Source organism: Micromonospora inyonensis (assembly GCF_900091415.1).
Lineage (GTDB): Bacteria > Actinomycetota > Actinomycetes > Mycobacteriales > Micromonosporaceae > Micromonospora > Micromonospora inyonensis.
Map to the genome: position 1 here is coordinate 1,095,889 of NZ_FMHU01000001.1, position 20,486 is coordinate 1,116,374.

Genomic DNA, 20,486 nt, shown 5'->3' on the forward strand with positions numbered 1-20,486 from the left:
GCGTTCCTTGCGTCAGGTCAGGACTTGAACTCGGCGGTGGAGTACCGCTCGTCGGTGAGCGGGCTCGCCTTGACGCCCGTCACGTCCTTGCCGAAGACGATCGCCGGCGGGGAGTGCGAGATCGGCACACCCGGCAGGAACGTCATGATGTCCGCGTTCAGCTCCTTGTAGAGCTCGACCCGGGCGCCCATGTCGACGGTGGTGTCGGCCTTCTGGAACTTGTCGAACAGCGCCTTGTTGGTGAAGCCCCAGTCGTCCTTCGGCCGATCGAAGAAGGTGCCGATGAAGTTGTAGGCGTCGCCGTAGTCACCGGTCCACCCGAGGAAGTGGATGTCGTGCGCGCTGCCCGAGGTGGTGGCGTTGAGGTAGTCCGGGCTCCACTTCAGCGGGATCGGCTGGACGGTGATGCCGACCGCCTGGAGGTCCGCCGAGAGCAGCTCGAAGATGTCCTTCGGGTTCGGCATGTACGGCCGGGTGACCTCGGTCGGGTAGTGGAAGCGCAGGGTCAGGTTCGTCGCGCCCGCCTCGGCCAGCAGCGCCTTGGCCTTCTCCGGGTTGTAGTCGTACTTGGTGACGTTGCCGTTCCAGCCCTCGACGGTGTCCGGGAGGAAGTTCTCCGCGACCTTCGCGCCCGGGGGCAGCTTCGAGTCGACCAGCGCCTGCCGGTTCAGGGCGTGCGCGATGGCCTGCCGGACCTTCACGTCGGCCAGCTTCGGGTTCCCCTTCTGGTTGATCGCCAGGTAGAGGATGTTGAAGGCCGGGCGGGTCAGGACGTTGAAGCCCTCGCCCTTCAGCGGCTCGACGTCGGCCGGGCCGACCAGGTCGTAGCCCTGGATGTCGCCGGAGCGCAGCGCCTGCTTGCGCGCGTTCTCGTCGGAGATGGTCTTGAAGATCAGGGTCTTCAGCTTGGCCTTGTTGCCGGCGTAGTCCTCGTTGCGCTCCAGGGTCAGCGTCTTGTTGGCGACGTCCCAGGACTTGAACTTGAACGGACCGGTGCCGGTCGGGTGCTCCATCGCGTACGAGGGGTACTTGATGTCCTCGGCGGTGCCACCGACGTTGCTCGCGTCGTACTGCTCCAGCGCCTTGGGGCTGTGCATGGAGAACGACGGCAGCATCAGGGCGGCCGGGATCTTGCTGGAGACCCGGGTGAAGGCCAGGTCGACCGTGGTGGCGTCCTTGGCGGTGCAGGACTTGAAGAGGCTCGGCGGCAGTTCCGGGTCCTCGTTCTTGGCAAAGCCGCCCATGACGTCCTGCCAGTACGGCGTCACGTCCGGGCTCTGCATCAGACCCTTGGAGTTGTACCAGCGGTTGAAGTTGACGCAGACGGCCTCGGCGTTGAAGTCGGTGCCGTCATGGAACTTCACTCCAGAGCGGAGCTTGAAGGTCCAGGTCGTGCCAGCCGCGTCCGGGGTCCAGGACTCGGCCAGGCCGGGGGTCACCTTGGTGCCGCCCTCCTCCGGACGGACCAGGGTCTCGAAGACCTGACGCGCCATGCGCAGCGACTCACCGTCGCTGGCAAAGCTGGGCTCGAGCACCTTCGGGTCTCCGGCGACGCCGAAAACGAGAGTGTCCTTCTTGCTACCGCCGGAATCGTCGCCGCGGTCGCTCTCGGCGCAGCCTGCTACCGCGAGGGCCGCGGCCGCGACGGCCGCCAGCGCGGCCTTCGACCTGGGTGCACGCATGGGTGCTTCACCTCGTCCTAGGGGGTACGGACAACCTGGTGACAGGGGTCACCGATGGCGGTGACCTTAGCCGCCGTTCGGACTTCCCCGGAACTATTGACGAAGCTGTTGGTACCGGATCGTGTCTTTACCGCTGCGACGCGCGCCGGATACTCCGGTTTTCCGCCCTGGAATGTGGCGTTTCGCCCCGGTTCACCTATGCGGATTTGTTACATCGAATGTCGAGCCCATCCCGGTCATGTCAGACCCGGACGGACCGGTCCCGCCACAGTGGACCGACGTCACCGGGGTGGGCGACGCCGGTCCACGGCGGACGGTCTCAGACGGCGCGACGGCCCTCGAACGCGCGCCCCAGGGTGATCTCGTCGGCGTACTCCAGGTCACCGCCGACGGGGAGGCCGCTGGCCAACCGGGTCACCGCGATACCCATCGGCTTGACCATCAGCGCGAGGTAGGTCGCGGTCGCCTCACCCTCCGTGTTCGGGTCGGTGGCGAGGATCAACTCCCGGACGGTGCCGGTGCCGAGCCGGGCCAGCAGCTCCCGGATACGCAGGTTGTCGGGGCCGATCCCCTCCAGCGGGTTGATCGCCCCGCCGAGCACGTGGTAGCGGCCCCGGAACTCACCGGTCCGCTCGATCGCCACGACGTCCTTGGGCTCCTCGACCACGCAGAGCACCTCGTCGGTACGGCGCGGGTCGCGGCAGATCCGGCACTGCTCGGACTCGGCGACGTTGTAGCAGCTCGTGCAGAACCGCACCAGCTCCTTGACCTTCCGCAACGCCCCGGCCAGCCGGTTGACGTCGGCCGGGTCCGCGGAGAGGACATGGAAGGCGATCCGCTGGGCGCTCTTCGGGCCGACGCCCGGCAGCCGTCCCAGCTCGTCGATCAGATCCTGGATGGCACCCTCGTACATGCGCGGCGGCTCAGAACCCGGGCAGGCCGAGGCCACCCATGCCGCCGGTGACCGGGCCCATCTTCTGCTCGGTCAGCTCCCGGGCGGCCTCGGTGGCGTTGTGCACGGCCGCGACGACGAGGTCCTCCAGGGTCTCCACGTCCTCCGGGTCGACCGCCTTCGGGTCGATCCGGATCGCCTTGAGCTCACCGGAGCCGGAGACGGTCGCGGTGACCAGGCCACCGCCGGCAGTGCCGGTCAGCTCCGCCTCGGCCAGCTCGGCCTGGGCCTGGGCGATCTGCTGCTGCATCTTCTGCGCCTGCTTCAGCATCTGCTGCATGTTCGGCTGTCCACCTGGGCGCACGGATGGCTCCTTCTCGCACTCGTCCCACTCGGCCGCCGCCAGCCTAACCGCTGTGAGCAGCGTCGCCCCGCGCGGTACTTTGCCCCGCGGCGCGTCCCGGAGGATCATCACGCCAGGTCGACAAGAGGAGACCCGCCGATGTCCCGGGAGCAGGCCGCCGCAGCCATGGAACAGCAGGCCCGCGCATGCGCGCGGATGGCCGCCGGGCTCTACGCCGACCTGCTCGTCCGGGCTGCCGCCGACGTCCGGGCCGGCGGGCCGTGCGCCACCGTCATCCGGGGGTACGAGGACGCGCCCGTTGACGCGCTCGTGTCGGTGCGCCTGCTCGGCGGGGTGCACGCCCTGGTGCTCACCGGGGCCGCCCCGGAGCTGGCCCGGTACTACCCGAGTGCCGGTGGGGCGTACCGGCCCCGGGACGCGGACGCCTGCTGGGCGGCGTTCCGGGACATCGTCGCCGGATCGCCGGGCCCGCTGCGGCAGTGGCTGCGCCGCCCGCCGCAGACCAACGAGGTCGGCCGGGCGAACCTGCTGCTCACCGGTCTGCTGTACGCCCTCGGCGAGCGGGGCGCCCTGCCGGTGCGCCTGGTCGAGCTGGGCGCGAGCGGCGGGCTGAACCTGCGCGCCGACCGGTTCCGGGTGGAGGCGGACGGCTTCGCCTGGGGACCGGCCGACTCCCCGGTCCGGCTACCCGACGCCTGGCGGGGCCCGGTGCCCGGCTGGCTCCGGGACGCCGCCGGGGCGTACCCGGAGGTGACCGTGGTGGAACGGCTGGGCTGCGACCCCGACCCGCTCGACCCGGCCGACCCGGCGGACGCGCTCGCGCTGCGGGCGTACCTCTGGCCGGAGCACACCGCCCGCGCGACGCGGCTGGCCGGCGCACTGGAGCTGGCCGGACGCCTACCGGCGCGGGTGGAGGCCAGCGGTGCCGCCGACTTCCTCGCCGGTGTCGATCCCCGTCCGGGCACGCTGACCGTGATCTGGCACTCGGTGATGCGGCAGTACGTGCCGGCCGACGAGTGGCGGCGGGTCAGCGCCGAGATCGACCGGCTGGCCGGCGGTGGCGCGCCGGTCGCGCACGTGTCGTTCGAGCCGGGCCGGGCGGACCCCGCCCGCTTCCAGCTGCGGGTACGGCTCGACGACCGGCCGGAACGGCTGCTCGCCGACGCCCACCCGCACGGCCTGCCCGCCTGGCTGCCCTAGGCCGTGTGTCATAAGTGCCGTTCGAGGCGTCGGAGCCAGATGTCGATCATGCTGATGGTGGCGGTGGCTTCGTACCGCACGGCGAGCTTGTCGTATCGGGTGGCCACGGCACGGTGCTGTTTGAGCAGGTTGATGCCGCACTCCACGGCGTGACGCTGCCGGTATGCGCTGGGGTCGAAGGCGGGTGGACGGCCACCCGCCGAGCCCTTCTTGCGTCGGTTCGCGGCCTGGTCGGCCTTGACCGGGATGACGCAGCCGATGCCGCGCCGGCGCAGGTAGCTCCGGTTGGCCTTGCTGCTGTACGCCTTGTCGGCCAGGACCCGGTCCGGCCGGCACCGGGGTCGGCCGACGCCGAGGCGAGGCACCCGGATGCGGTGCAGCACCGTGGTGAACTGCGGGCTGTCGCCGCGCTGCCCACCGGTGATGACAAACGCCAGCACCATGCGGCCCTGCTCGCAGGCCAGGTGCAGCTTCGTCGTCAGACCGCCACGCGAGCGGCCCAGCGCGTGATCGGCCGGCTCGACGGCGTCACTGCCGCCCGGCGGCTCGACCTGCGTGTGACTGTCCCGGCGGGCACCGGCGGCGTGCTGATGCGCCCGGGCGATCGTGGAGTCCACGCTCACGTCCCAGGTGATCAACCCGACCGCGTCGGCCCTACCCTGCAACCCGGCCAGGATCCGCGCCCACACACCGGCCCGCTGCCAGCGCCGGTACAGCCCGTACACCGTGCGCCAGTGCCCGTAGCAGTCCGGCACGTCCCGCCACGGCGCACCCGTGCGGACCCGCCACCTGATCCCGTCAATGAGCTGCCGCTTGCTCCACTTCGGCGGTCGACCTGCCTTCTTCGGTCTGGGCAGCAGCGGCTCCAACACCGCAAACTGCGCGTCAGTCAGGTCGTGCCGCCTCGTCACCGCTACGCTGGCCACGAGGTCTCCGTGCAGATGGTTGTCTTGGTCGATAACCCATCTACCGGAGACCTCACCGCGTATCGATCACCGACACGCCCAGCCGATCTACCTCACAGCCAGGACCACGGGCACTTATGACACACGGCCTAGCGGGCCGCGCCTACCGGGCGTCGACCTCGTCGATCTTCTCCGCGCCGAACACCTCACGGAGCAGCTGCACCGCCTGCTCCTCACTGGACTGCCGGGCGGTCTTCTCGTCGATCACGTCGTCGAGCGGTTCGTCCCCCGGATCGAAGCCCTCGAAGCTCGGGGCGGCCGGCTGCCCGACGGCGCTCCCCGACGCCCCCCGGCCGACGGTTCCGTTCGCCCGGCCCGCCGTCGCGCTCCCCCGGCCGCCGCGCAGCGGGCCGTCGAAGTCCGGATCGTAGGGCGGCTCCCCGGCGAACTCGCTGTCCGCGGTCTTCCGCGCCGGTGCCTCGGTGCGCGTACCCCGTCCGGCTGCGGCGGCCCGCGCGGCGGCGAGCGCACTGCTCACCGGAGCGCCGCCAGCCGACGGTGCGGCGGGCGTCGGCGCGGGCGCGGCGGACCGGGCCGCCGGCGCGGTGCCGTCGGTCGTCCGGGACGGTGCCGGCGGCGTGCCGGTTCCACCCGGGGTGGCCGGTTCGGGCCGCCCGGCCGGGGCGTCCGGCGACGTGGCGGTCCCACCGGGACGCGCGGGCTCCGGCCAGTCCCCGGCCCCACCGGGCGCGGCACCACCCGGGCGGGCCGGCTCCGGCCAGTCCTCCTCGGCCCGGTCGTCGCCACCAGGTCCCGCAGCAGCCGCCGACCCACCGCCGGCCCCCGCGGGGTGGGCGGGTGACGCCGCGTCGGACCGCTCCGGAGCAGCCGGTCGGGCCGCCGGTGGCGGCGCGGCGGGCCGGGCGGGGGGCGGCGGTGCGGCAGCCGGCCGGGACGGCGCGGCGGGTGCCCGGGAACCGCCCCGCTCACCGGCCACCTCGCACCGGATCTGCCAGCGTCCGCCCAGTTCCTCGTAGAGCGCGTCGGCGATCACCTGGGCGTGGTCGGTCAACATCCTGGCCAGGACCGCCGACTTCACGGTCAGCACCAGGGTGTCACCGTCCAGGTCACGGACGACCGCGTCGCGCATCAGCGCGGCGATCTTCTTGTGGCTCCGGTTGACCTTGCCGACGACGTCGCCCCAGACCCGGCGGACCGAGACCGCGTCGACCGTCCCGGAGGGCGGGGCGTCGGGGCGAGGCGGGGCGGGGGTGGCCGGATCCGGCATCACCGCCTCCGGTGGCACCGTCCGGTGCGGCGCGGCCGGCTCAGGGGCGGCGGTGGTCGGCACCCGGTCGACGCCAGCCGCCGGAACGCGTTCCGCAGCAGTGCCCCGCGACGGCGCAGGTGCGCCCCGGTCGGTCACCGGAGCCACCGGGGCGGGTGCGGCTTCCGGGCGGGCCGGCGCGGTGGGCCCGGGGTGGGCCGGCGCGACGTCGACGGCCGGACCGGAGGCGGGGACACCCAGGGTGAGCCGGCGTTCCATCCGCTCCAGGCGTTGCAGCAGGCCACCGGCGGAGTCGTCGACACCGGGCAGGAGCATCCGGGCGCAGATCAGCTCCAGCAGCAGCCGGGGGGCGGTGGCGCCGCGCATCTCGACCAGACCGTTGTGCACGATGTCGGCACATCGGGACAGCGTCGCCGGGCCGAGCCGTTGGGCCTGGGCGGTCATCCGCTCGATCTGGTCGGCCGGGCCGTCGATCAGGCCCTTGTCGGCGGCGTCCGGCACCTGCTGGAGCACGATCAGGTCGCGGAGGCGTTCGAGCAGGTCCGAGGCGAACCGACGGGGGTCGTGCCCGGCCTCGGCCACCCGGTCGACGGTGGCGTACGCCGCCGCGCCGTCCCCGGCCGCCAGGGCGTCGCACATCTCGTCGATCAGCGCGGCGTCGGTGACGCCGAGCAGGGCGGCGGCCCGGGCGTAGCTGACCCCCTCCGGTCCCGCCCCGGCGATGAGCTGGTCGAGCACGGAGAGGCTGTCCCGGGCGCTGCCACCGCCGGCCCGCACCACCAGCGGGAAGACCGCCGGGTCGACCGTGACCCCCTCCGACTCGCACAACTGCTCCAGGTACGGCCGGAGCGTCTTCGGCGGGATCAGCCGGAACGGGTAGTGGTGGGTCCGCGACTTGATCGTGCCGAGGACCTTCTCCGGCTCGGTGGTCGCGAAGATGAACTTGACGTACTCCGGGGGCTCCTCGACCAGCTTGAGCAGGGCGTTGAAGCCGGCCGACGAGACCATGTGCGCCTCGTCGATTACGTAGATCTTGAAGCGGCTGTTGGCCGGGGCGAAGAACGCCTTCTCGCGCAGTTCGCGGGCGTCGTCCACGCCGCCGTGGCTGGCCGCGTCGATCTCGATGACGTCGATCGAGCCGGCGCCGTCGCTGGTCAGCGACCGGCAGGAGCCGCACTGACCGCACGGCTCCGGGGTGGGGCCCTGCTCGCAGTTGAGCGAGCGGGCCAGGATCCGCGCGCTGGAGGTCTTGCCGCAGCCCCGGGGGCCGGAGAAGAGGTACGCGTGGTTGAGTCGACCGCTGCGCAGCGCCTGCGACAGCGGCTCGGTCACGTGCTCCTGCCCGATGACCTCCGCGAACGTGCGCGGCCGGTACTTGCGGTAGAGCGCCAGTGCCACCCGTCCCGCCTCCTCTCGACCGAGCCATTCTGCGCCGGCCTGCCACGGGTGACCACCCACCCCGCCGGCCGGACGCCGATCGGAGGGAGACGCTATCGGGCACCGGAGACAGAAAGGCCCCCCGTGCACCCGTCAGAGCCCGCTTATCCTTGCTGCCTTCCGGCCCTGGGGAGGTTCACGAGATGCACGCCGCACGGGGGGTGCACCAAGCGTACCCGACCCCCGGACGATCTTCAGGGGGTGGTGGGGTGAACGAGCCGGACGGGACCTGTATCCTGTTCGACGGAGGATTCGCCTAGAGGCCTAGGGCGCACGCTTGGAAAGCGTGTTGGGTTCACACCCTCACGAGTTCGAATCTCGTATCCTCCGCTGGAGATTGGTAAGCGTTGAAGCAGGTCAGGCCCGGTCTTTGGACCGGGCCTGACGATCTTTAGGGGACAGGTAGGGGAAGTCAGCCGCGCTGGTGCCCCGGGCGCGAGCGTCGAGGGATCCGGGACACCTCGGCCAACCGCTTGCGGACGCCGGCGACGTAGCCGCGCGCCTCGGCCTCACGGACCGCCCGCTCCTGCTCCACCAGCGCCCGACTAGTGGCTTCGGCCCTTCCGCGCTGGTATGCCTGCCTCACCTCCAGGGCGTGGCGCTCCTCGTCTGCCTCAATGTCCGCCGCCATCATGTCGATCACACCGAGATGATGCCGCACTTCGTCCAGCACCGCCCGAAGGCGGCGATCATACGAATCGACGACAGCCACGAGCAGCATGCCGACTGGCAGGAGGGCGGCAGCCACCATCGCGGCCAGGAGGCTTGCCTCGATGGCCGTGACGCCGGCAGTCAGACAGCCGGCTCCAATGCAGCCGATGCCTGTGGTACGCGGGGAGGGATGGATACGCATGGGCGCACTCCTGGGTGGATGAGTCCTTACAGTGATCAACTCACAGCGGTGAGTCATTGAAACACCCGTACCGATCCGCCACGTCCCCACTGGCGGGGGCCATCACCTCGACCAGCGCGCAACTAGTTGACGATGCACGATCTTCACGCTATGGAACACACAGAGCGTGAAAACCCGCTGCGGGACCGAAGCCGCAACGATCGGGAGTGACGCACGCTCGGTGATCAATCTGATACATCACTGGCAATCCCTTCGCAGCGCGCTCCGCTGACTGATTTCACGCATCGCGCAAGAGATCCCGGCCCACCAGGTCGAAACGGTCACCAAGACGTTGCACTCAAGCGGATTTTCCGACGTACCGTCCGAAGTGGCGGCCCGCCGGGGTAGAGGCCGGCGGGCCGCCGCCCAGCCCTCTACCTGGGAGGAACCCCATGGACAGTCTCGGCCGCCAGATCGCCAAGATCCGGGGTAGACGCGGCATGTCGCAACGCGAGCTGGCCGCCGCCGCCGGCGTCAGCGTCGACCTGGTCTCGAAGCTAGAGCAGGGCCAGAGGAAAAGCGCCCGCTTGGAGTCCGTGGCCGCGCTTGCTCACGCGCTCGACGTCACGCCCGCCGAGCTGCTCGGCAAGCCGCGCGGCCTGGCCGCCGGCGCGGAGGACGGGGAGATCGGCGCGATCCGCCGGGCGGTGCTCGGTCTACGCCCGGACCACCAGGACCCGCCCACCCGGGCAGCCCAGACCGCCGCCATCGACGACCTCTGGTCGGCGTACTGGTCAGGGCGGTACGCGCACCTCGCCCGACAGCTGCCAGACCGTGTCGACCAGGCCCGCGCGCTCACCCGTGACGGCCGGCCCGCCGACCACGCGCTGCTCGCCAGCGCCCTCCAGCTCACTGGGAGCCTGCTCGCCCACCTCGCGCATGAAGACCTGGCCCATCTGGCGCTGACTGAGGCCGGACGCGCGGCCGAGGCCAGCGGGGACCACCTGCTCCACGCCGCACAACAGGCCACCCGGTCCTGGGTGCTGTCCCGACAGGGCCTCTGGTCCGAGGCGGAACACGTGGCGATTACGGCTGCGGCCTCCGTGGAGCCGACGCTGTCCCGGTCATCCGTCGACCAGGTTGCACTGTGGGGCGAGCTGCTCCGGTACGGCACCACAGCGGTGGCCCGATCCGGGCGGCAGGCTGAGGCGACCGAGCTACTCGGCCTCGTCGGCGCAGCGGCGTCCCGGATGGGCCACGACCAGGCCACGCGGTACGTCGGCCGGGCGTTCGGGCCGACGGTGGCTCGGATGAAGGCGGTGGACGTGGCGGTCTCGGGCGGCCAGCCGCGCCGCGCTATTCGGCTAGCCGACCAGGTGGAGCACCCGGAGGCGGCTCCGACCGCGATGCACGCCCGGTACCTGCTCAACGTGGCGTGGGCGCAGACGATGGACTGGCGATCCCAGGACGCGGTGGACACTCTCCGGCGGGTCGAAGCACTCACGCCGGAGCTGCTGCTCCATCAGACACTCGCTCACACGATCGTGGCCGAGCTGCTCCCGCGCCGGCACCGGCAGCGGCTCCCCGGGCTGGCGGCCCTCGCCGACCGCATGGGCGTGCCTAGGTAGGACGTCCGGTACCTGCCTGACTGGCCGGTTGCTGTCCAACTAGGACGCCCTGTCCCACTCCACTACACCTGACCGCCGATAGCGTCCGTGACAGGGCGTGATCAGGCGATCTCCGTCAGCTTCGGTGGTAATGGCCGCGGTCGCGCCCGCCAGCCGGGCGCGGCGGTGGTCGGTCCTTCCAAGAGCACCCGCCGCCGCGCCCCCTCACAGAGGGGCGCAGGTGGACGGCGCACAGCAGAACCCGGCACCGAACCGGGGCGAGCAGATCGACCAGGCGGAACGTGAGGCGGCGAAGCAACGGATCCTCGCACTCGCCGAAGATGACCGGGTGCCCGTTGACGACGTGACCCGGGCCGTACCCGACCGGCGGTGGCGCCGTGGACGTTGACGAACTGCCCATCGGCCGGCGCGTCGCCCAGTGGCGCATGCGGCGCAAGATGTCCCAGCAGGTGTTCGCCGACAGGCTCGGCAAGTCGAAGAGCTGGGTCGATAAGGTGGAGCGGGGTGTCCGCTCGCTCGACAAGGTCTCCACCATCCAGGACATCGCCGCCGTCCTGCGCATCGACACCGCGGTGCTGCTCGGCCGGGACGCCCAGCCGGACAGCGCCACTGAGCGGGTCGACGCCGTCGACCGGATCCGGGCCGCGCTGTCGACGTACGAGGTCGCGCTGGCCCGACCGGGCGCGCCGCTCGCCGTGGTGCCCGCCGGCGAGCTGGCCGGCCGGGTCGAGCACGCCTGGATCACCTACCAGCGTGCCCGGTATCCCCAGCTGATCGCGCTGCTTCCGGACCTGCTGGGCACCGCGCAGCGCACCCACGCCCACGGTCCGGTGTCGGGCCGGGCGCCGCTGGTGGAGGCGTACCGGATCACCGCCTCCCTGCTGGTAAAGCTCGGCGAGGCGGACCTTGCGTGGCTCGCCGCCGACCGGGCCATGGCGGTGGCCACAGGCGACCCGGTGCTGGTGGCCACCGCGGCCGTGCAGCTCGGCCACGCCCTGCGCGCGGCCGGCCGGGGGCGGGCGGCGATGTCGGCGGTGCTGGCCGCCGCGTACCGGATCGCCCCGCCCGTGATCGAGTACGGCACTCCACCCGAGCTGTCCCTCTGCGGCACGCTGCTGGTACAGGCCGCCCTGGCCGCCGCCCGCGACGGGGACGACTGCACCACCGTCGAGCTGATCGACGAGGCCGCCGACATGGCCGCCCGGGTGGGCGACGGCCACGACCACCACCGGACCGCGTTCGGGCCGACGGCTGTCGACCTGGCCCGGGTCACGGCGGCGATCGAGCTGGGCGAACGTGACGCGGTCGCCTGGCACGAGAAGGCGACCACGCAGTACGGCTGGCAGTGCCTGCCAGTCGAGCACCGGGCCGGGCATCTCGTCGACGCCGCCCGCGCCTACCTCCAAGCCGACGATCCGGCCGCCGCTGGTCGCGCCCTGGTCGACGCCGGCCGGCTCGCCCCGGCCGAGATGGACCGGCCGGCCGCGCGGGACGTGCTGGCCAGGGTGGTGCGCTGCCCCGACGTCCCGCCGACCGTGACCCGGCTGGCCACCACTCTGGGAGTCGCGTGATGACCGCACCGTTCCTGTCCCTGGCGCAGATCCGCAACCGGTTGCTGCTGTCCGTGCGGTACCACCAGCCCGGCCGGGACGGCCGGTGCCGAGTGTGCCGGGTGCCCGACTGCAAGGTGCGCCGCCACCTGGCTCGGGTTGACTCGTCGAGGGCGCCGCGATGACGCCGGCCATCCGCGACCACCGGTGCCGCGGCCCCCCGAGTCCGGTACCGCTCACCCGCGATCACCACCCGGCACAGCGCAGCAAGCCCGGTTCACACCGTCACGGAGGACAACTTGAGCGCCATCAGATCCATCGGAGCGGCACTGGCCGCCCTGACCATCGCCATCCTGCACGCCCCTACACCCGCCAGTGCCGGCCTGGCCCCGGCAACCGAACCGCAGCCCGAGGCTTGTGTCAGTCTCGCGTTGAGCCGAGGCGCGGACATCTGGACCTGCACCAGCGAGATGCTGGTGGAGGTCGACGTGAATGACCAGGGCGAGCCGCAACCGCCCGTCTACACGCCGATCGAACAGCCGATCGTCTCGTCGGAGCCGGCCGCCACGGCGGGCGAGGGCGTGACCGACGACTGGGACACCTGGTGCGAGACGGGGAGCATCTGCCGTCGCTGGATCAACTCGGGTGCGTCCGAGACGAAGGGCAACGCGGCGTACGGGAACCAGTCCGGCGTGATCGGCACCTACGACCTGGTGATTCGCACCAACATGAACGGCCGGTACGCCAACCACGGGCTCGCGTTGATCTGGGATTCGGGGCCGAGCCTCGACTTCAACGACGTGTACGTGCGGTGCCGGGAGGACCGGAACAACTTGCCGGACAACAACTGCGGTGACCACTACGCCGGGGGGCCACTCATCAGCGCCGGCACCTGGCGCTGGAACTCCGGCACGGTGCTTGGCAACAAGCTGAACAACGCGAACCCCTACTTCGCTGAGGTCACCGCGAACTTCATCCCCACCGGGTACCCGTTCTACATCGCCGCGCCGCTGCGGACGATGAAATGGACGTGCCCGAGCAACCTCGCCAATCCCTGTTACTTCCCCTAATCGGCGGGCTGGGCTGGGATGATGGGTCGGGGTCGGCGCGGTCGACGCCGGCCCATCGTCTCGTGGGAGGCAGCGTGAACAGCCAGCCGGGTACCCCGATGAGCGGGTGGGACGAGGTCCCCACCTGGCCGGACCCGCCCGCCGGTGGCAGCTACCACGAGCTGACCGACAACGGGCTGGGGGCCCTCATCGGGTGGTTGAGTGGCGCAGGACGGCTCGTGCGGTCCCCGGACCGTCTCCCCCACATGACCATCGAGGAGTGCACCGGCCCGGCCGGGGACACTCGGACGGTCCGGCCTCGGTCCCCTGAGGACCAGCAGGTTATCGACGACGGGGTCAACGACTACCTGCGTGACGCCGGTATCCCGGATCGGCCGACCGGGTACCGGTGGTTCCTGCGGCTGCCGGACGGCTACAGCGGCGAGCAGGTCGAGTCCGCAGTCATCAGGGCGGTGGGGCAACTGCCGGCCGACCATGTGCGGCCGGCGCAGTTCGCTCCGCGGATTCGCGAGGTCCTTGAGGACGTCTACGCCGGCAGGTAGCACAGCGCGGCGGACGGTGGGGCCTTGTCCACAGGTCGGAAGTTATCCACAACCGGACCCGGCCGGGTTGCCTCGAGGAAGCGGGGCCGGCACGCTGGCCAGGTCGGCGCGGTCACCCTCCAGCCGCCGGCCACACCTGCGGGGCGGTGGGGCGGCTCGGTCGGCAGGCACCGGCAGTCCGGGCCCGGACACCGCACCGCCCCCGCCAGCTCGGCGGGGGCGGTGGCCGTTGATCTACTCGGCGGCGGGGCTGGCGTGCCAGGCGTTAGCGGCTGCGGTGTTGGCCTCCCGGTGGGCCTGCATGTGGGCGTCCCGGTAGCGGAGGCCGCGCACCAACAGTTCGACGATCCGGTTGCTGATCTCGTCCCTGCTCATCTCGTTTCCCCTCACCCTTGCCGCTTTGTGTACCACAATAATAGGGCGGTCGAGTGTGTCGACGCAAGCCTTGTGGTGAACGTTTTTTGTGGTACAGTTTCGGCATGGGAGATCAGGAACCGCCCAAGCGTCGGGGCCGACCGGCCACCGGAGTCACGCCGAAGCGGAACATCCGGCTCGGAGCCACCTGGGACCGCGCCGAGGAACTCGGCCGCCAGCTCGCCGAGCTGCGCGGTGAGAAGTTCTCGATGACCGCGTACGTCGAGGAGGCGCTGCGCCGGGAGAACGCCCGAATCGAGCGCGAGCTGCGGCGCAGCGGTAACGCCTGACCCACCCACCCGACAACAAGTCGGGCCCGGACGCGGTGCTGGTAACACCGGCCGGGCCCTTGATCGACTGTCTAGGAGTCGACCCGTGCACATCATCGCTGACGCGCGCTCCTGCGCGCACACCACCCCGACCCGGCGTGGGGTGGCCAGCTACGCCGGCCCCGCCTCCGGGCTCCGGGCTGCCCTGCTGACCAGCGCCGCCCTCGGTCGTCCGACCGTCGCCACCGCGCTGACCGCCGGGGGTGCCCGGTGAGCCAGCACGTCAAGGCGGCCCTGCTCGCCAGCAAGGGCCTCAGCAAGACCGATCGCGGCGTCCTGGTCGCCATCGCCGCCCACATGAACAAGGCCGGCGACGCCTGGCCGTCGGTCGCCACGATCGCCGAGTACGCCGACTGCTCCGAGCGCACCGTCCAACGGTCCATCGCCCGACTCATCAACCTCGGCCGGATCGTCTGGCGCCACGTCGCCGGCCGCGCCACCCGCACGTACCGGCTCGTCGTCGCCGCCGTCCGAGGGGTGACGACCACGGGCCCGGGGGTGACAAACCAGCGCGCCGAGGTGTCAGATTCGGCCGCCGAGGGTGCCACCCTGGCTGTCACCCGAAGTGGTGAAGAGAGTTTGAAGGGGAAGGGGTCCGGGTCCGCACCTCGCGATGAGCACGGCCGCCTGGCCTGGTGGCAGTTCAAGCGATCCAGGACCGAGTCTCAGCGTCCGTCGTACCCGGAGCGGCGAGGAGCTGCGCTCCCGCCGCCCACCGGCACGGCGAAGTGCCAGAAGCCTGGTCACGAGGGGCAGCCCCTCCACAACTGCGGCCCGTGCCGCGGCGAGCAGAACGGCGGAGGCGTGCGGTGAAGCTGCTGACCCGCCCCCGGCTGACCGCCGAGGAGATCGCCGCCGCCCGCTCCGCCGAGGTCCGCGCCGACGTCGACCGGGCCCGCCAGCTCGACGCGCTCCAGCGTGAGCGGGCCGCCGCTGACCGGGCCGAGGAACGCCGTGCCGAGCGCGATCGGGCCCGCGCCGAGAAGCGCAGGCGCAAGGCACTGGCGAAGGCCCGTGCGCAGCGCCGTGCCCGCCGGCGTGCGCTCGCCAGCGTGGTGCGCACGGTCGGGCCGCTGCTGCTGGTCAACCTCGCCGCCATCGGTGGTCAGGCAGCGTATGGGTTCACCAGGACGCCGGCGGCGTGGCCGGTGCTGGCGCGGCTGCTGGTCGCGGTCGTCTACGCCGCCACCGTGGAATCGATCTCGCTTTATGTAAACTGGCATGCGCACGACGCGTTGCTCAACGACTCGCCGAGCACCGCCGCGGCGATGCGCCGGCGCGCGTACGGCATCGCGGCCGTGGTGGCGGTCGTCAACTACAGCCATTTCGACGACGAGGGCTGGACGCCAACGCCGTTCGCCGTCGGCAGCGGTATGGCGTCGTTGCTGTCTCCCTGGTTGTGGGGCCTGCACACCCGCCGGGCACACGACATGCAGTTGCTGCGCCAGGAGCTGCGCGACGAGACCGGCGCAACGTTCGACCGACGGCGGAAGCGCGCCTTCCCTGTCCGCACCTGGCGTGCGCAGCGCTGGTCGATCGAGCACAGCGTGCGCGACCCGCGCGAGGCGTGGACCGGCTACCACGCCGAGCGGGCCGCGCGCCTCGCCGCACTGCCTGGCGGCCGGCTGCGCACCGCCCTGGCCGTGCTGCGCGGGCTGGACTTGCGCGCCCAGGCTGCGCCAGCCGAGCCCACGCCGGAGCCGGTGAGCCTCGACGACCCGGACATCCAGGCGTGCGCCGAGGTGCGCGAGAGGATGCGCGGCATCCGTGACCGGTACGGTGCCGGCGCCGCCCGGATCGCGGCAGCCGACCGCGACCCACGCCGGTGGATCGACCTGCGCGCGGGCGGGTTGTGGGACCTCGTTGACGCGACGCACGAGCCTGCGCACGTGCGCCGCCCTGCGCCCGCTGCGCATCCTGCGCCGGTGGAAGCTGCGCAGCACTGTGCGCAGACGGATGCACCGGATGCGCGGACCGGTGCGCAGAGGGTCGACGCGCCGCCGTTACCCGGCCTCGACGACGCGCCCGGCGGCGACGGACGTCCGCCGGTGTCGCCCCGGACGGCGGCTCGGCTGGCCGAGGCGTACGACCGGTTTGTGGCCGAGCACGGACGCGCGCCGCTCGGCCGGGACCTGGCGAAGGCGACGGGTGTGCACGTGGCGACCGCGAACCGGTGGAAGCGCGCCGCCGGGCCGAAGTAGTCCGAACACGACGACGTGCCCCCGCCCTTCCGTGGGAGGACGGGGGCACGGCTCGGACGCCGGTCAGTACGTGCGGTCGTCGCCAGCCGATGGGGCCGGCGCGGCGGCGAGCCACGGCACGTACGTACGGAGCCAGGCATCGACGCCGGGGACCGCCAGCACCCGGGTGACGGCGGCCGCGACGGTCACGCTTTGGGCGACGGCCGGGACGGTGTCGACGCCGGCGGTGACCGCCACGGTGGGCAGCAGGGTCAGCGCGCCGACGCCGGCGGCGAACACGGTCCGGGCGGTGGCCCGCCACGGGTGGCGGGTTTGGGTAGGCTCCATCGGTCCTCCGATCAGGTGGTGGGGCTGTTGGTAAGGGCGAGCTGCACCTTGAGGTCGCCGACCTGGCGCTGCAGCTCCTGGATCGTGGCGTCGCGGGCGGCCAGGTCGATGCGGAGCCGGTCCCTCTCTTCGCGGACGCTGGCCAGCTCGGCGACGCGGGACTCCAGTTCCAGCACCCGGGTGCGGAGCCGCTCTTCCTCGGCGGAGGTGATTCGCAGCGATTCGCGGGTGGTGTCTAGGTCGGCCTTGACGCGGGCCAACTCGTTCCGCAAATCATCGGTGAGCTGCTGGTAGATGTCCTGCCTCACGAGAGCGGTCTGCACCTTGAGCTGCTCGGCCTGTGCCTCGGTTTGCTTGATCTGCGCCGCGCGGAGCCGCCGGCCGAGGATGTGCGCGACGATGGTGCCCGTGGCACCGGCACCGACCACGCCAGCCGATGTGACCACCGCGATCAGCACGCCGGTGTCCACAGGGCCTACTTCGCGGCGGGGACGGCCTGGCCGAGCAGCTGGGCGAACTCGCGGGCGAGGGCCTCGCCGATCTCGGTGGCGGTGACCTCGGGGCCCAGCTCCGTGGCGACGGCCTGGGCGAGGGTCGGGGCGATCTGCTGGAGGTAGGCGAGCGTCTCGCGTCGGGTCTGCTCGCCCTGGGCGCGGATCTCGGCCACCACCTTGTCGGTGTCGTCGGCGGCCACGCCGGACAGGATCGTGTTGAGCACGTTGAGGGTGCTCAGGCCAGCGGGGATGCCGCCGCCGGTGTACTGCCAGGGCAGGGCGCGCATCAACTTCGACACCGTGGGGTCCTGGAGGATCTTGACGAATTGCTGGGGGGTCATTGCCGTTCCTTCCATGAGTGCTGCAAGCCCGAAGGGGCGGCCGTCTTCGTCTCCGTCCGGGTGTCCGGACAGGTGCGCGTGCTCGTTGTGCGGGTTGCTGCCGGCGTAGGTCCGGGCCTCCCACCCGGAGGACGCCGCCCAGATCACGCCGCGGTAGATGATGTAGATCAGCCGGCGTTCCAGGCCGGCTCGGCACCGGCCGACCAGGTGCGCGACGAGCATCTGCATCGTTAGGCCGGGCACGTTGAGGTCGGCGTCGATGTCGAACGCTCTGACCTCGTTCTTGCTGTCGGCGTCCGTGCGCTCCGAGCGGCCCGACTCGTCGGGGTTGTGCCCCGACTTCGAGTCCTGGTGTGCCTGGTCGCCGATCGTGCCGTCGCTGGTTTTGTCTCGGCGTGGCGCGATTTCCTCCAGCTCTCGCCGCAGCTGGATGATCCACGCCACCAGCGCCCACGCCGGGGCCATCAGGCGTTGCCGTACTGGTGTGCGGCCGGGTCGGCGAGGGGGGCGTACTCGCCGAGGACGTCGCGCTCGTCGACGGCGTCCCCGCTGATCTCGTCCGGGTCCTCGTCGATGCCGGGGGTGATGACGATGCGTGGCTGGTCGGGCTCGGGCATGGTTCTCCTCCGTCGCGTGGGTGTCGGGTATTGGTCAGGGGTCGATGGGCCGGGTCGGTCGGCGTGCTCGGGTAGGGCACACTGAACGTCGTGAATGGACTGAGAAAGCAGTTGGCTGTCGGGTTCGTCGCGCTCGCGGCCGCCGGGGTCATCGGTGGGGTGACGGCGGTGTCGTTGGTGAGCGGCGACCGGCCGGCTCAGCAGGTGCGGACCGTGTCGGATGAGGGCGACGTCGCGCCGACCACGGAGGTGCGGAGCCCGACGCCGGCGACCGGGCCGGTGGCCACCACGGCTCCCGCGCCGTCGGCGACGTCGTCGACGGCGGCCGTGACGAAGAGCGGGAAGAGCACCGTGACGGAGGTCGAGCCGACCACCGCGCCGCCGACCACGCCGCCGGCGGCGACGGAAGAGCCGACGCCGGATGCCCCGGAGACGCCGCCGCGGATGACCACGGCGCCGCCTCCGCCGATGCAGTGCCTGCCGCAGGAGATCGGGATTAACCCGCGCTGCCCGTCACCGCCGGCTTAGGACTGCTGGGTCCACGACGCGGTGACCATCGCCCGGACGGCGCCCGTGCCAGCGGTGCGCCGTCCGGCGACGCTCATACCGAGGATCTCGCCGAAGTCGCCGGCTGGCAGCGGCAGCGGTCCGATGTCGGTGAATCCCACGGAGAAGCCGACGGCGATGGTGGGGCCAAGCTGGGTGCCGTCGCACATCAGCCGTACCTCGCCGGTGGTGCCGGACGCGTCGGTGGTGTGGCGCAGCCGTACGAACAGGCGCGGCTGTTGGCGGGGCACGGCGGTCTCCACCAGCGGGCTGAACGAGGATTCCGTAGTGCCAGGCCACTGGGTGTAGTCGGATCCGGCCCAGGTGACGGGTAGCCAGGGACGGGCGATGCCCTGCCCAGAGACCTCGTCGGTGGACAGGACGATGTGCCCCTGCCGGTCCCACACGGCCCAGATGCCGTCGAAGAGGCTCATGGCCACGCCGCTGCCCTCAGCGCTGGACCGGTAGGCGACCAGGCCCGGTTTCGTGTCGGTGTCGAACGGGACTCGGCCGAGGCGGACGATGATGCTGCCGTCGGGTGCCTCGACGATGACCTCTCCGCCCTTGACGGTGATGCCGCCGGCACCGATGCTCGCCGACGCCAGCCGGCGGCCGGCGAGCAGTTCACGGACCTGCCGTTCCAGGTCGGTGATACGGCGGACCAGCCAGTCCTGGCCTGGGGGGATCTGGTCGGATGGGATCACTGGGTGAGGTCCTCTCCGGGGTTGAGCAGGATCGGGGAGACCGTTCCGGCTGTGGCGTCCAGTTCCCACCCGACGGCGCGGGCGACGCCGACGAGGCCGGTCGGGTGCCGGTGGCCGGTGAGCTCGTATCCGATGTCGTCGCCCACGTTCCAGTCGGTGCCGAGCAGCGGGTAGGTGTCGGCGCGGGCGGTGATGGTGACGGTGCGGGATCCTCGGGACATCAGCAGCAGTGCCTGCTGGGCGTGCTCGTCGAGGGTCGAGATGTCGCTGATTGACGACGAGGGGCTGTAGCGGTGCTCCCAGCGGGGCCAGCCTGCGGCGAAGAGATCCTCGTCGCGGGCCGGTGTCGACTGCGGGCGGGCGTCGCCTTCGCCCGAGGATGTGGCGACGATGTGGTTGGCGCCCTTGCCGGAGGTGTAGTCCTCGCTGTAGGTGTAGGCGGCCTCGGCTGCGCCGGCCGACGCCAGCACCGCGTTGGCGGTGCCGGTGGTGTAGATGGCGTTCGGCTCGGACGAGGCGTAGCCGATGCGCTTGCGGACCTGCACGATCGCGACCACGGCCGTCCGGCTGGCGTCGGCCCAGTCCAGCCGGATCGTCCACTCGGGGCCGTCGATGACGCCCATCAGCTCCCGCAACGCGGAGTAGACGGTCTTGTCGTCCTGGTCGAGGTAGGTGCGGTCCCGCAGGGTGCCGGTGTCGGGCGCGTCCACGATCAGGTTGATGCCCTCGATGTTCGCGTCGTCGACCAGGATCGCGGCGATGAGCGCCTCGTCGACCTGGACGAACTCGTGGTCACGGACGTAGCGGCGGTCCAGGTATCCCTCCAGGGAGACGCAGGCCAGCTCGACGGTGCCGCCGGTGCCGCCACGGCGGGTCAGGACGATCCCCGCCCAGACCGGGGTGTCCCCCAGGACCGCGACGATCATCGACCGGCCGGGTTCGGTCGCGCCGAGCCAGTCGCGGGGTGGGGCGCCGTGCCCGGCCAGCGGAATCGGTAGCGCGAAGCTGGCGGAGGTGTAGGCACCCAGGACGCTGGCGATGGTGCCGGAGGGACGCAGGTCGGGCAGTTCCTCGACGATGCGGCCGGTCACCAGGTCGCATCCGAGCCAGGACAGGATCACGT

Annotated in this window: 25 protein-coding genes, 1 tRNA gene and 1 other RNA gene; 12 read left to right on the forward strand and 15 right to left on the reverse strand. The window is 71.7% G+C overall.

What is annotated here, in order from left to right:
* Nucleotides 1-17: 17 nt before the first annotated feature.
* From GA0074694_RS04905 to GA0074694_RS04915, 3 genes are all read right to left on the reverse strand, one after another.
* Nucleotides 18-1,682 (reverse strand): ABC transporter substrate-binding protein, encoded by a 1,665-nt coding sequence (locus tag GA0074694_RS04905; protein ID WP_091453089.1) that lies wholly within the window; start codon nucleotides 1,680-1,682, stop codon nucleotides 18-20.
* 319 nt (nucleotides 1,683-2,001) lie between these two features.
* A complete protein-coding gene (gene recR, locus GA0074694_RS04910) occupies nucleotides 2,002-2,595 on the reverse strand; it encodes a recombination mediator RecR (RefSeq protein WP_088981675.1) in 594 nt (197 codons plus the stop codon).
* 10 nt (nucleotides 2,596-2,605) lie between these two features.
* Entirely contained in the window at nucleotides 2,606-2,914 is a 309-nt protein-coding gene (locus GA0074694_RS04915; RefSeq protein WP_218105696.1) for a YbaB/EbfC family nucleoid-associated protein, read from the reverse strand.
* Nucleotides 2,915-3,076: 162 nt separating this feature from the next.
* Between GA0074694_RS04915 and GA0074694_RS04920 the strand changes: the two genes are divergently transcribed.
* Nucleotides 3,077-4,138: a DUF2332 domain-containing protein gene (locus GA0074694_RS04920; RefSeq protein ID WP_091453095.1), complete on the forward strand. Its 1,062-nt coding sequence runs from the start codon at nucleotides 3,077-3,079 to the stop codon at nucleotides 4,136-4,138.
* Nucleotides 4,139-4,146: 8 nt separating this feature from the next.
* On the opposite strand, the gene GA0074694_RS04925 is transcribed toward GA0074694_RS04920, so the two are convergent.
* The 3 genes from GA0074694_RS04925 to ffs all read right to left on the reverse strand — a co-directional run bounded on the left by GA0074694_RS04925 (nucleotide 4,147) and on the right by ffs (nucleotide 7,932).
* A complete protein-coding gene (locus GA0074694_RS04925; RefSeq protein WP_091453098.1) occupies nucleotides 4,147-5,064 on the reverse strand; it encodes an IS5 family transposase in 918 nt (305 codons plus the stop codon).
* 142 nt (nucleotides 5,065-5,206) lie between these two features.
* The gene (locus tag GA0074694_RS04930; protein WP_091453102.1) at nucleotides 5,207-7,729 is read right to left on the reverse strand and encodes a DNA polymerase III subunit gamma and tau; all 2,523 of its coding nucleotides are present in this window, start codon (nucleotides 7,727-7,729) and stop codon (nucleotides 5,207-5,209) included.
* Nucleotides 7,730-7,841: 112 nt separating this feature from the next.
* Nucleotides 7,842-7,932: signal recognition particle sRNA small type (gene ffs, locus GA0074694_RS04935), an RNA gene on the reverse strand.
* An 81-nt stretch (nucleotides 7,933-8,013) separates the two neighbouring features.
* On the opposite strand from ffs, the gene GA0074694_RS04940 reads away from it, so the two are divergent.
* Nucleotides 8,014-8,098, forward strand: a tRNA-Ser gene (locus GA0074694_RS04940).
* Between the two features lie 82 nt (nucleotides 8,099-8,180).
* Here the strand turns inward: GA0074694_RS04940 and GA0074694_RS04945 are convergent.
* A complete protein-coding gene (locus GA0074694_RS04945) occupies nucleotides 8,181-8,621 on the reverse strand; it encodes a hypothetical protein (RefSeq protein ID WP_091453105.1) in 441 nt (146 codons plus the stop codon).
* A 431-nt stretch (nucleotides 8,622-9,052) separates the two neighbouring features.
* On the opposite strand from GA0074694_RS04945, the gene GA0074694_RS04950 reads away from it, so the two are divergent.
* The 6 genes from GA0074694_RS04950 (at nucleotide 9,053) to GA0074694_RS04965 (ending at nucleotide 13,390) form a co-directional block, all read left to right on the forward strand.
* The gene (locus GA0074694_RS04950; RefSeq protein ID WP_091453108.1) at nucleotides 9,053-10,228 is read left to right on the forward strand and encodes a helix-turn-helix domain-containing protein; all 1,176 of its coding nucleotides are present in this window, start codon (nucleotides 9,053-9,055) and stop codon (nucleotides 10,226-10,228) included.
* Between the two features lie 220 nt (nucleotides 10,229-10,448).
* A complete protein-coding gene (locus tag GA0074694_RS31395; RefSeq protein ID WP_176737778.1) occupies nucleotides 10,449-10,616 on the forward strand; it encodes a hypothetical protein in 168 nt (55 codons plus the stop codon).
* On the forward strand, nucleotides 10,606-11,799 hold the full coding sequence (locus GA0074694_RS04955) for a helix-turn-helix domain-containing protein (protein ID WP_176737779.1): 1,194 nt from the start codon (nucleotides 10,606-10,608) through the stop codon (nucleotides 11,797-11,799). The genes GA0074694_RS31395 and GA0074694_RS04955 overlap by 11 nt, the downstream gene beginning before the upstream one ends.
* Nucleotides 11,799-11,963 carry a hypothetical protein gene (locus GA0074694_RS31400; protein WP_176737722.1) on the forward strand — a complete coding sequence of 55 codons (165 nt, stop codon included), beginning with the start codon at nucleotides 11,799-11,801 and terminating at the stop codon, nucleotides 11,961-11,963. The genes GA0074694_RS04955 and GA0074694_RS31400 overlap by 1 nt, the downstream gene beginning before the upstream one ends.
* Nucleotides 11,964-12,077: 114 nt before the next feature.
* Entirely contained in the window at nucleotides 12,078-12,848 is a 771-nt protein-coding gene (locus tag GA0074694_RS04960) for a hypothetical protein (RefSeq protein ID WP_091453112.1), read from the forward strand.
* Between the two features lie 74 nt (nucleotides 12,849-12,922).
* Nucleotides 12,923-13,390 (forward strand): DUF5956 family protein, encoded by a 468-nt coding sequence (locus GA0074694_RS04965; protein WP_091453115.1) that lies wholly within the window; start codon nucleotides 12,923-12,925, stop codon nucleotides 13,388-13,390.
* A gap of 234 nt (nucleotides 13,391-13,624) precedes the next feature.
* Here GA0074694_RS04965 and GA0074694_RS31405 read toward each other — a convergent pair whose 3' ends face one another.
* Complete coding sequence (locus GA0074694_RS31405; protein WP_176737780.1) at nucleotides 13,625-13,765, reverse strand: hypothetical protein; 141 nt, start codon at nucleotides 13,763-13,765, stop codon at nucleotides 13,625-13,627.
* Nucleotides 13,766-13,869: 104 nt separating this feature from the next.
* Here GA0074694_RS31405 and GA0074694_RS04970 point away from each other — a divergent pair, with 104 nt between their 5' ends.
* The 4 genes from GA0074694_RS04970 to GA0074694_RS04980 all read left to right on the forward strand — a co-directional run bounded on the left by GA0074694_RS04970 (nucleotide 13,870) and on the right by GA0074694_RS04980 (nucleotide 16,334).
* Nucleotides 13,870-14,094: a hypothetical protein gene (locus GA0074694_RS04970; protein ID WP_091453118.1), complete on the forward strand. Its 225-nt coding sequence runs from the start codon at nucleotides 13,870-13,872 to the stop codon at nucleotides 14,092-14,094.
* Nucleotides 14,095-14,179: 85 nt separating this feature from the next.
* The gene (locus GA0074694_RS31410) at nucleotides 14,180-14,347 is read left to right on the forward strand and encodes a hypothetical protein (RefSeq protein WP_176737781.1); all 168 of its coding nucleotides are present in this window, start codon (nucleotides 14,180-14,182) and stop codon (nucleotides 14,345-14,347) included.
* Nucleotides 14,344-14,946 carry a helix-turn-helix domain-containing protein gene (locus GA0074694_RS04975; RefSeq protein WP_176737782.1) on the forward strand — a complete coding sequence of 201 codons (603 nt, stop codon included), beginning with the start codon at nucleotides 14,344-14,346 and terminating at the stop codon, nucleotides 14,944-14,946. Before GA0074694_RS31410 ends, GA0074694_RS04975 begins: the two co-directional genes overlap by 4 nt.
* Entirely contained in the window at nucleotides 14,943-16,334 is a 1,392-nt protein-coding gene (locus GA0074694_RS04980; protein ID WP_091453123.1) for a hypothetical protein, read from the forward strand. The genes GA0074694_RS04975 and GA0074694_RS04980 overlap by 4 nt, the downstream gene beginning before the upstream one ends.
* Before the next feature lie 63 nt (nucleotides 16,335-16,397).
* On the opposite strand, the gene GA0074694_RS31415 is transcribed toward GA0074694_RS04980, so the two are convergent.
* The 7 genes from GA0074694_RS31415 to GA0074694_RS31425 all read right to left on the reverse strand — a co-directional run bounded on the left by GA0074694_RS31415 (nucleotide 16,398) and on the right by GA0074694_RS31425 (nucleotide 20,484).
* Nucleotides 16,398-16,661: a hypothetical protein gene (locus GA0074694_RS31415; RefSeq protein ID WP_176737783.1), complete on the reverse strand. Its 264-nt coding sequence runs from the start codon at nucleotides 16,659-16,661 to the stop codon at nucleotides 16,398-16,400.
* 11 nt (nucleotides 16,662-16,672) lie between these two features.
* Nucleotides 16,673-17,131: a hypothetical protein gene (locus GA0074694_RS04990; RefSeq protein WP_091453129.1), complete on the reverse strand. Its 459-nt coding sequence runs from the start codon at nucleotides 17,129-17,131 to the stop codon at nucleotides 16,673-16,675.
* A gap of 5 nt (nucleotides 17,132-17,136) precedes the next feature.
* On the reverse strand, nucleotides 17,137-17,961 hold the full coding sequence (locus GA0074694_RS04995) for a hypothetical protein (RefSeq protein WP_091453131.1): 825 nt from the start codon (nucleotides 17,959-17,961) through the stop codon (nucleotides 17,137-17,139).
* Nucleotides 17,961-18,113 (reverse strand): hypothetical protein, encoded by a 153-nt coding sequence (locus GA0074694_RS31420; protein WP_176737784.1) that lies wholly within the window; start codon nucleotides 18,111-18,113, stop codon nucleotides 17,961-17,963. The genes GA0074694_RS04995 and GA0074694_RS31420 overlap by 1 nt, the downstream gene beginning before the upstream one ends.
* Nucleotides 18,114-18,310: 197 nt before the next feature.
* The gene (locus tag GA0074694_RS05000; RefSeq protein ID WP_091453135.1) at nucleotides 18,311-18,565 is read right to left on the reverse strand and encodes a hypothetical protein; all 255 of its coding nucleotides are present in this window, start codon (nucleotides 18,563-18,565) and stop codon (nucleotides 18,311-18,313) included.
* 72 nt (nucleotides 18,566-18,637) lie between these two features.
* On the reverse strand, nucleotides 18,638-19,363 hold the full coding sequence (locus tag GA0074694_RS05005) for a hypothetical protein (protein ID WP_091453137.1): 726 nt from the start codon (nucleotides 19,361-19,363) through the stop codon (nucleotides 18,638-18,640).
* The gene (locus GA0074694_RS31425) at nucleotides 19,360-20,484 is read right to left on the reverse strand and encodes a hypothetical protein (protein ID WP_091453141.1); all 1,125 of its coding nucleotides are present in this window, start codon (nucleotides 20,482-20,484) and stop codon (nucleotides 19,360-19,362) included. The genes GA0074694_RS05005 and GA0074694_RS31425 overlap by 4 nt, the downstream gene beginning before the upstream one ends.
* Between the last annotated feature and the right edge of the window lie 2 nt (nucleotides 20,485-20,486).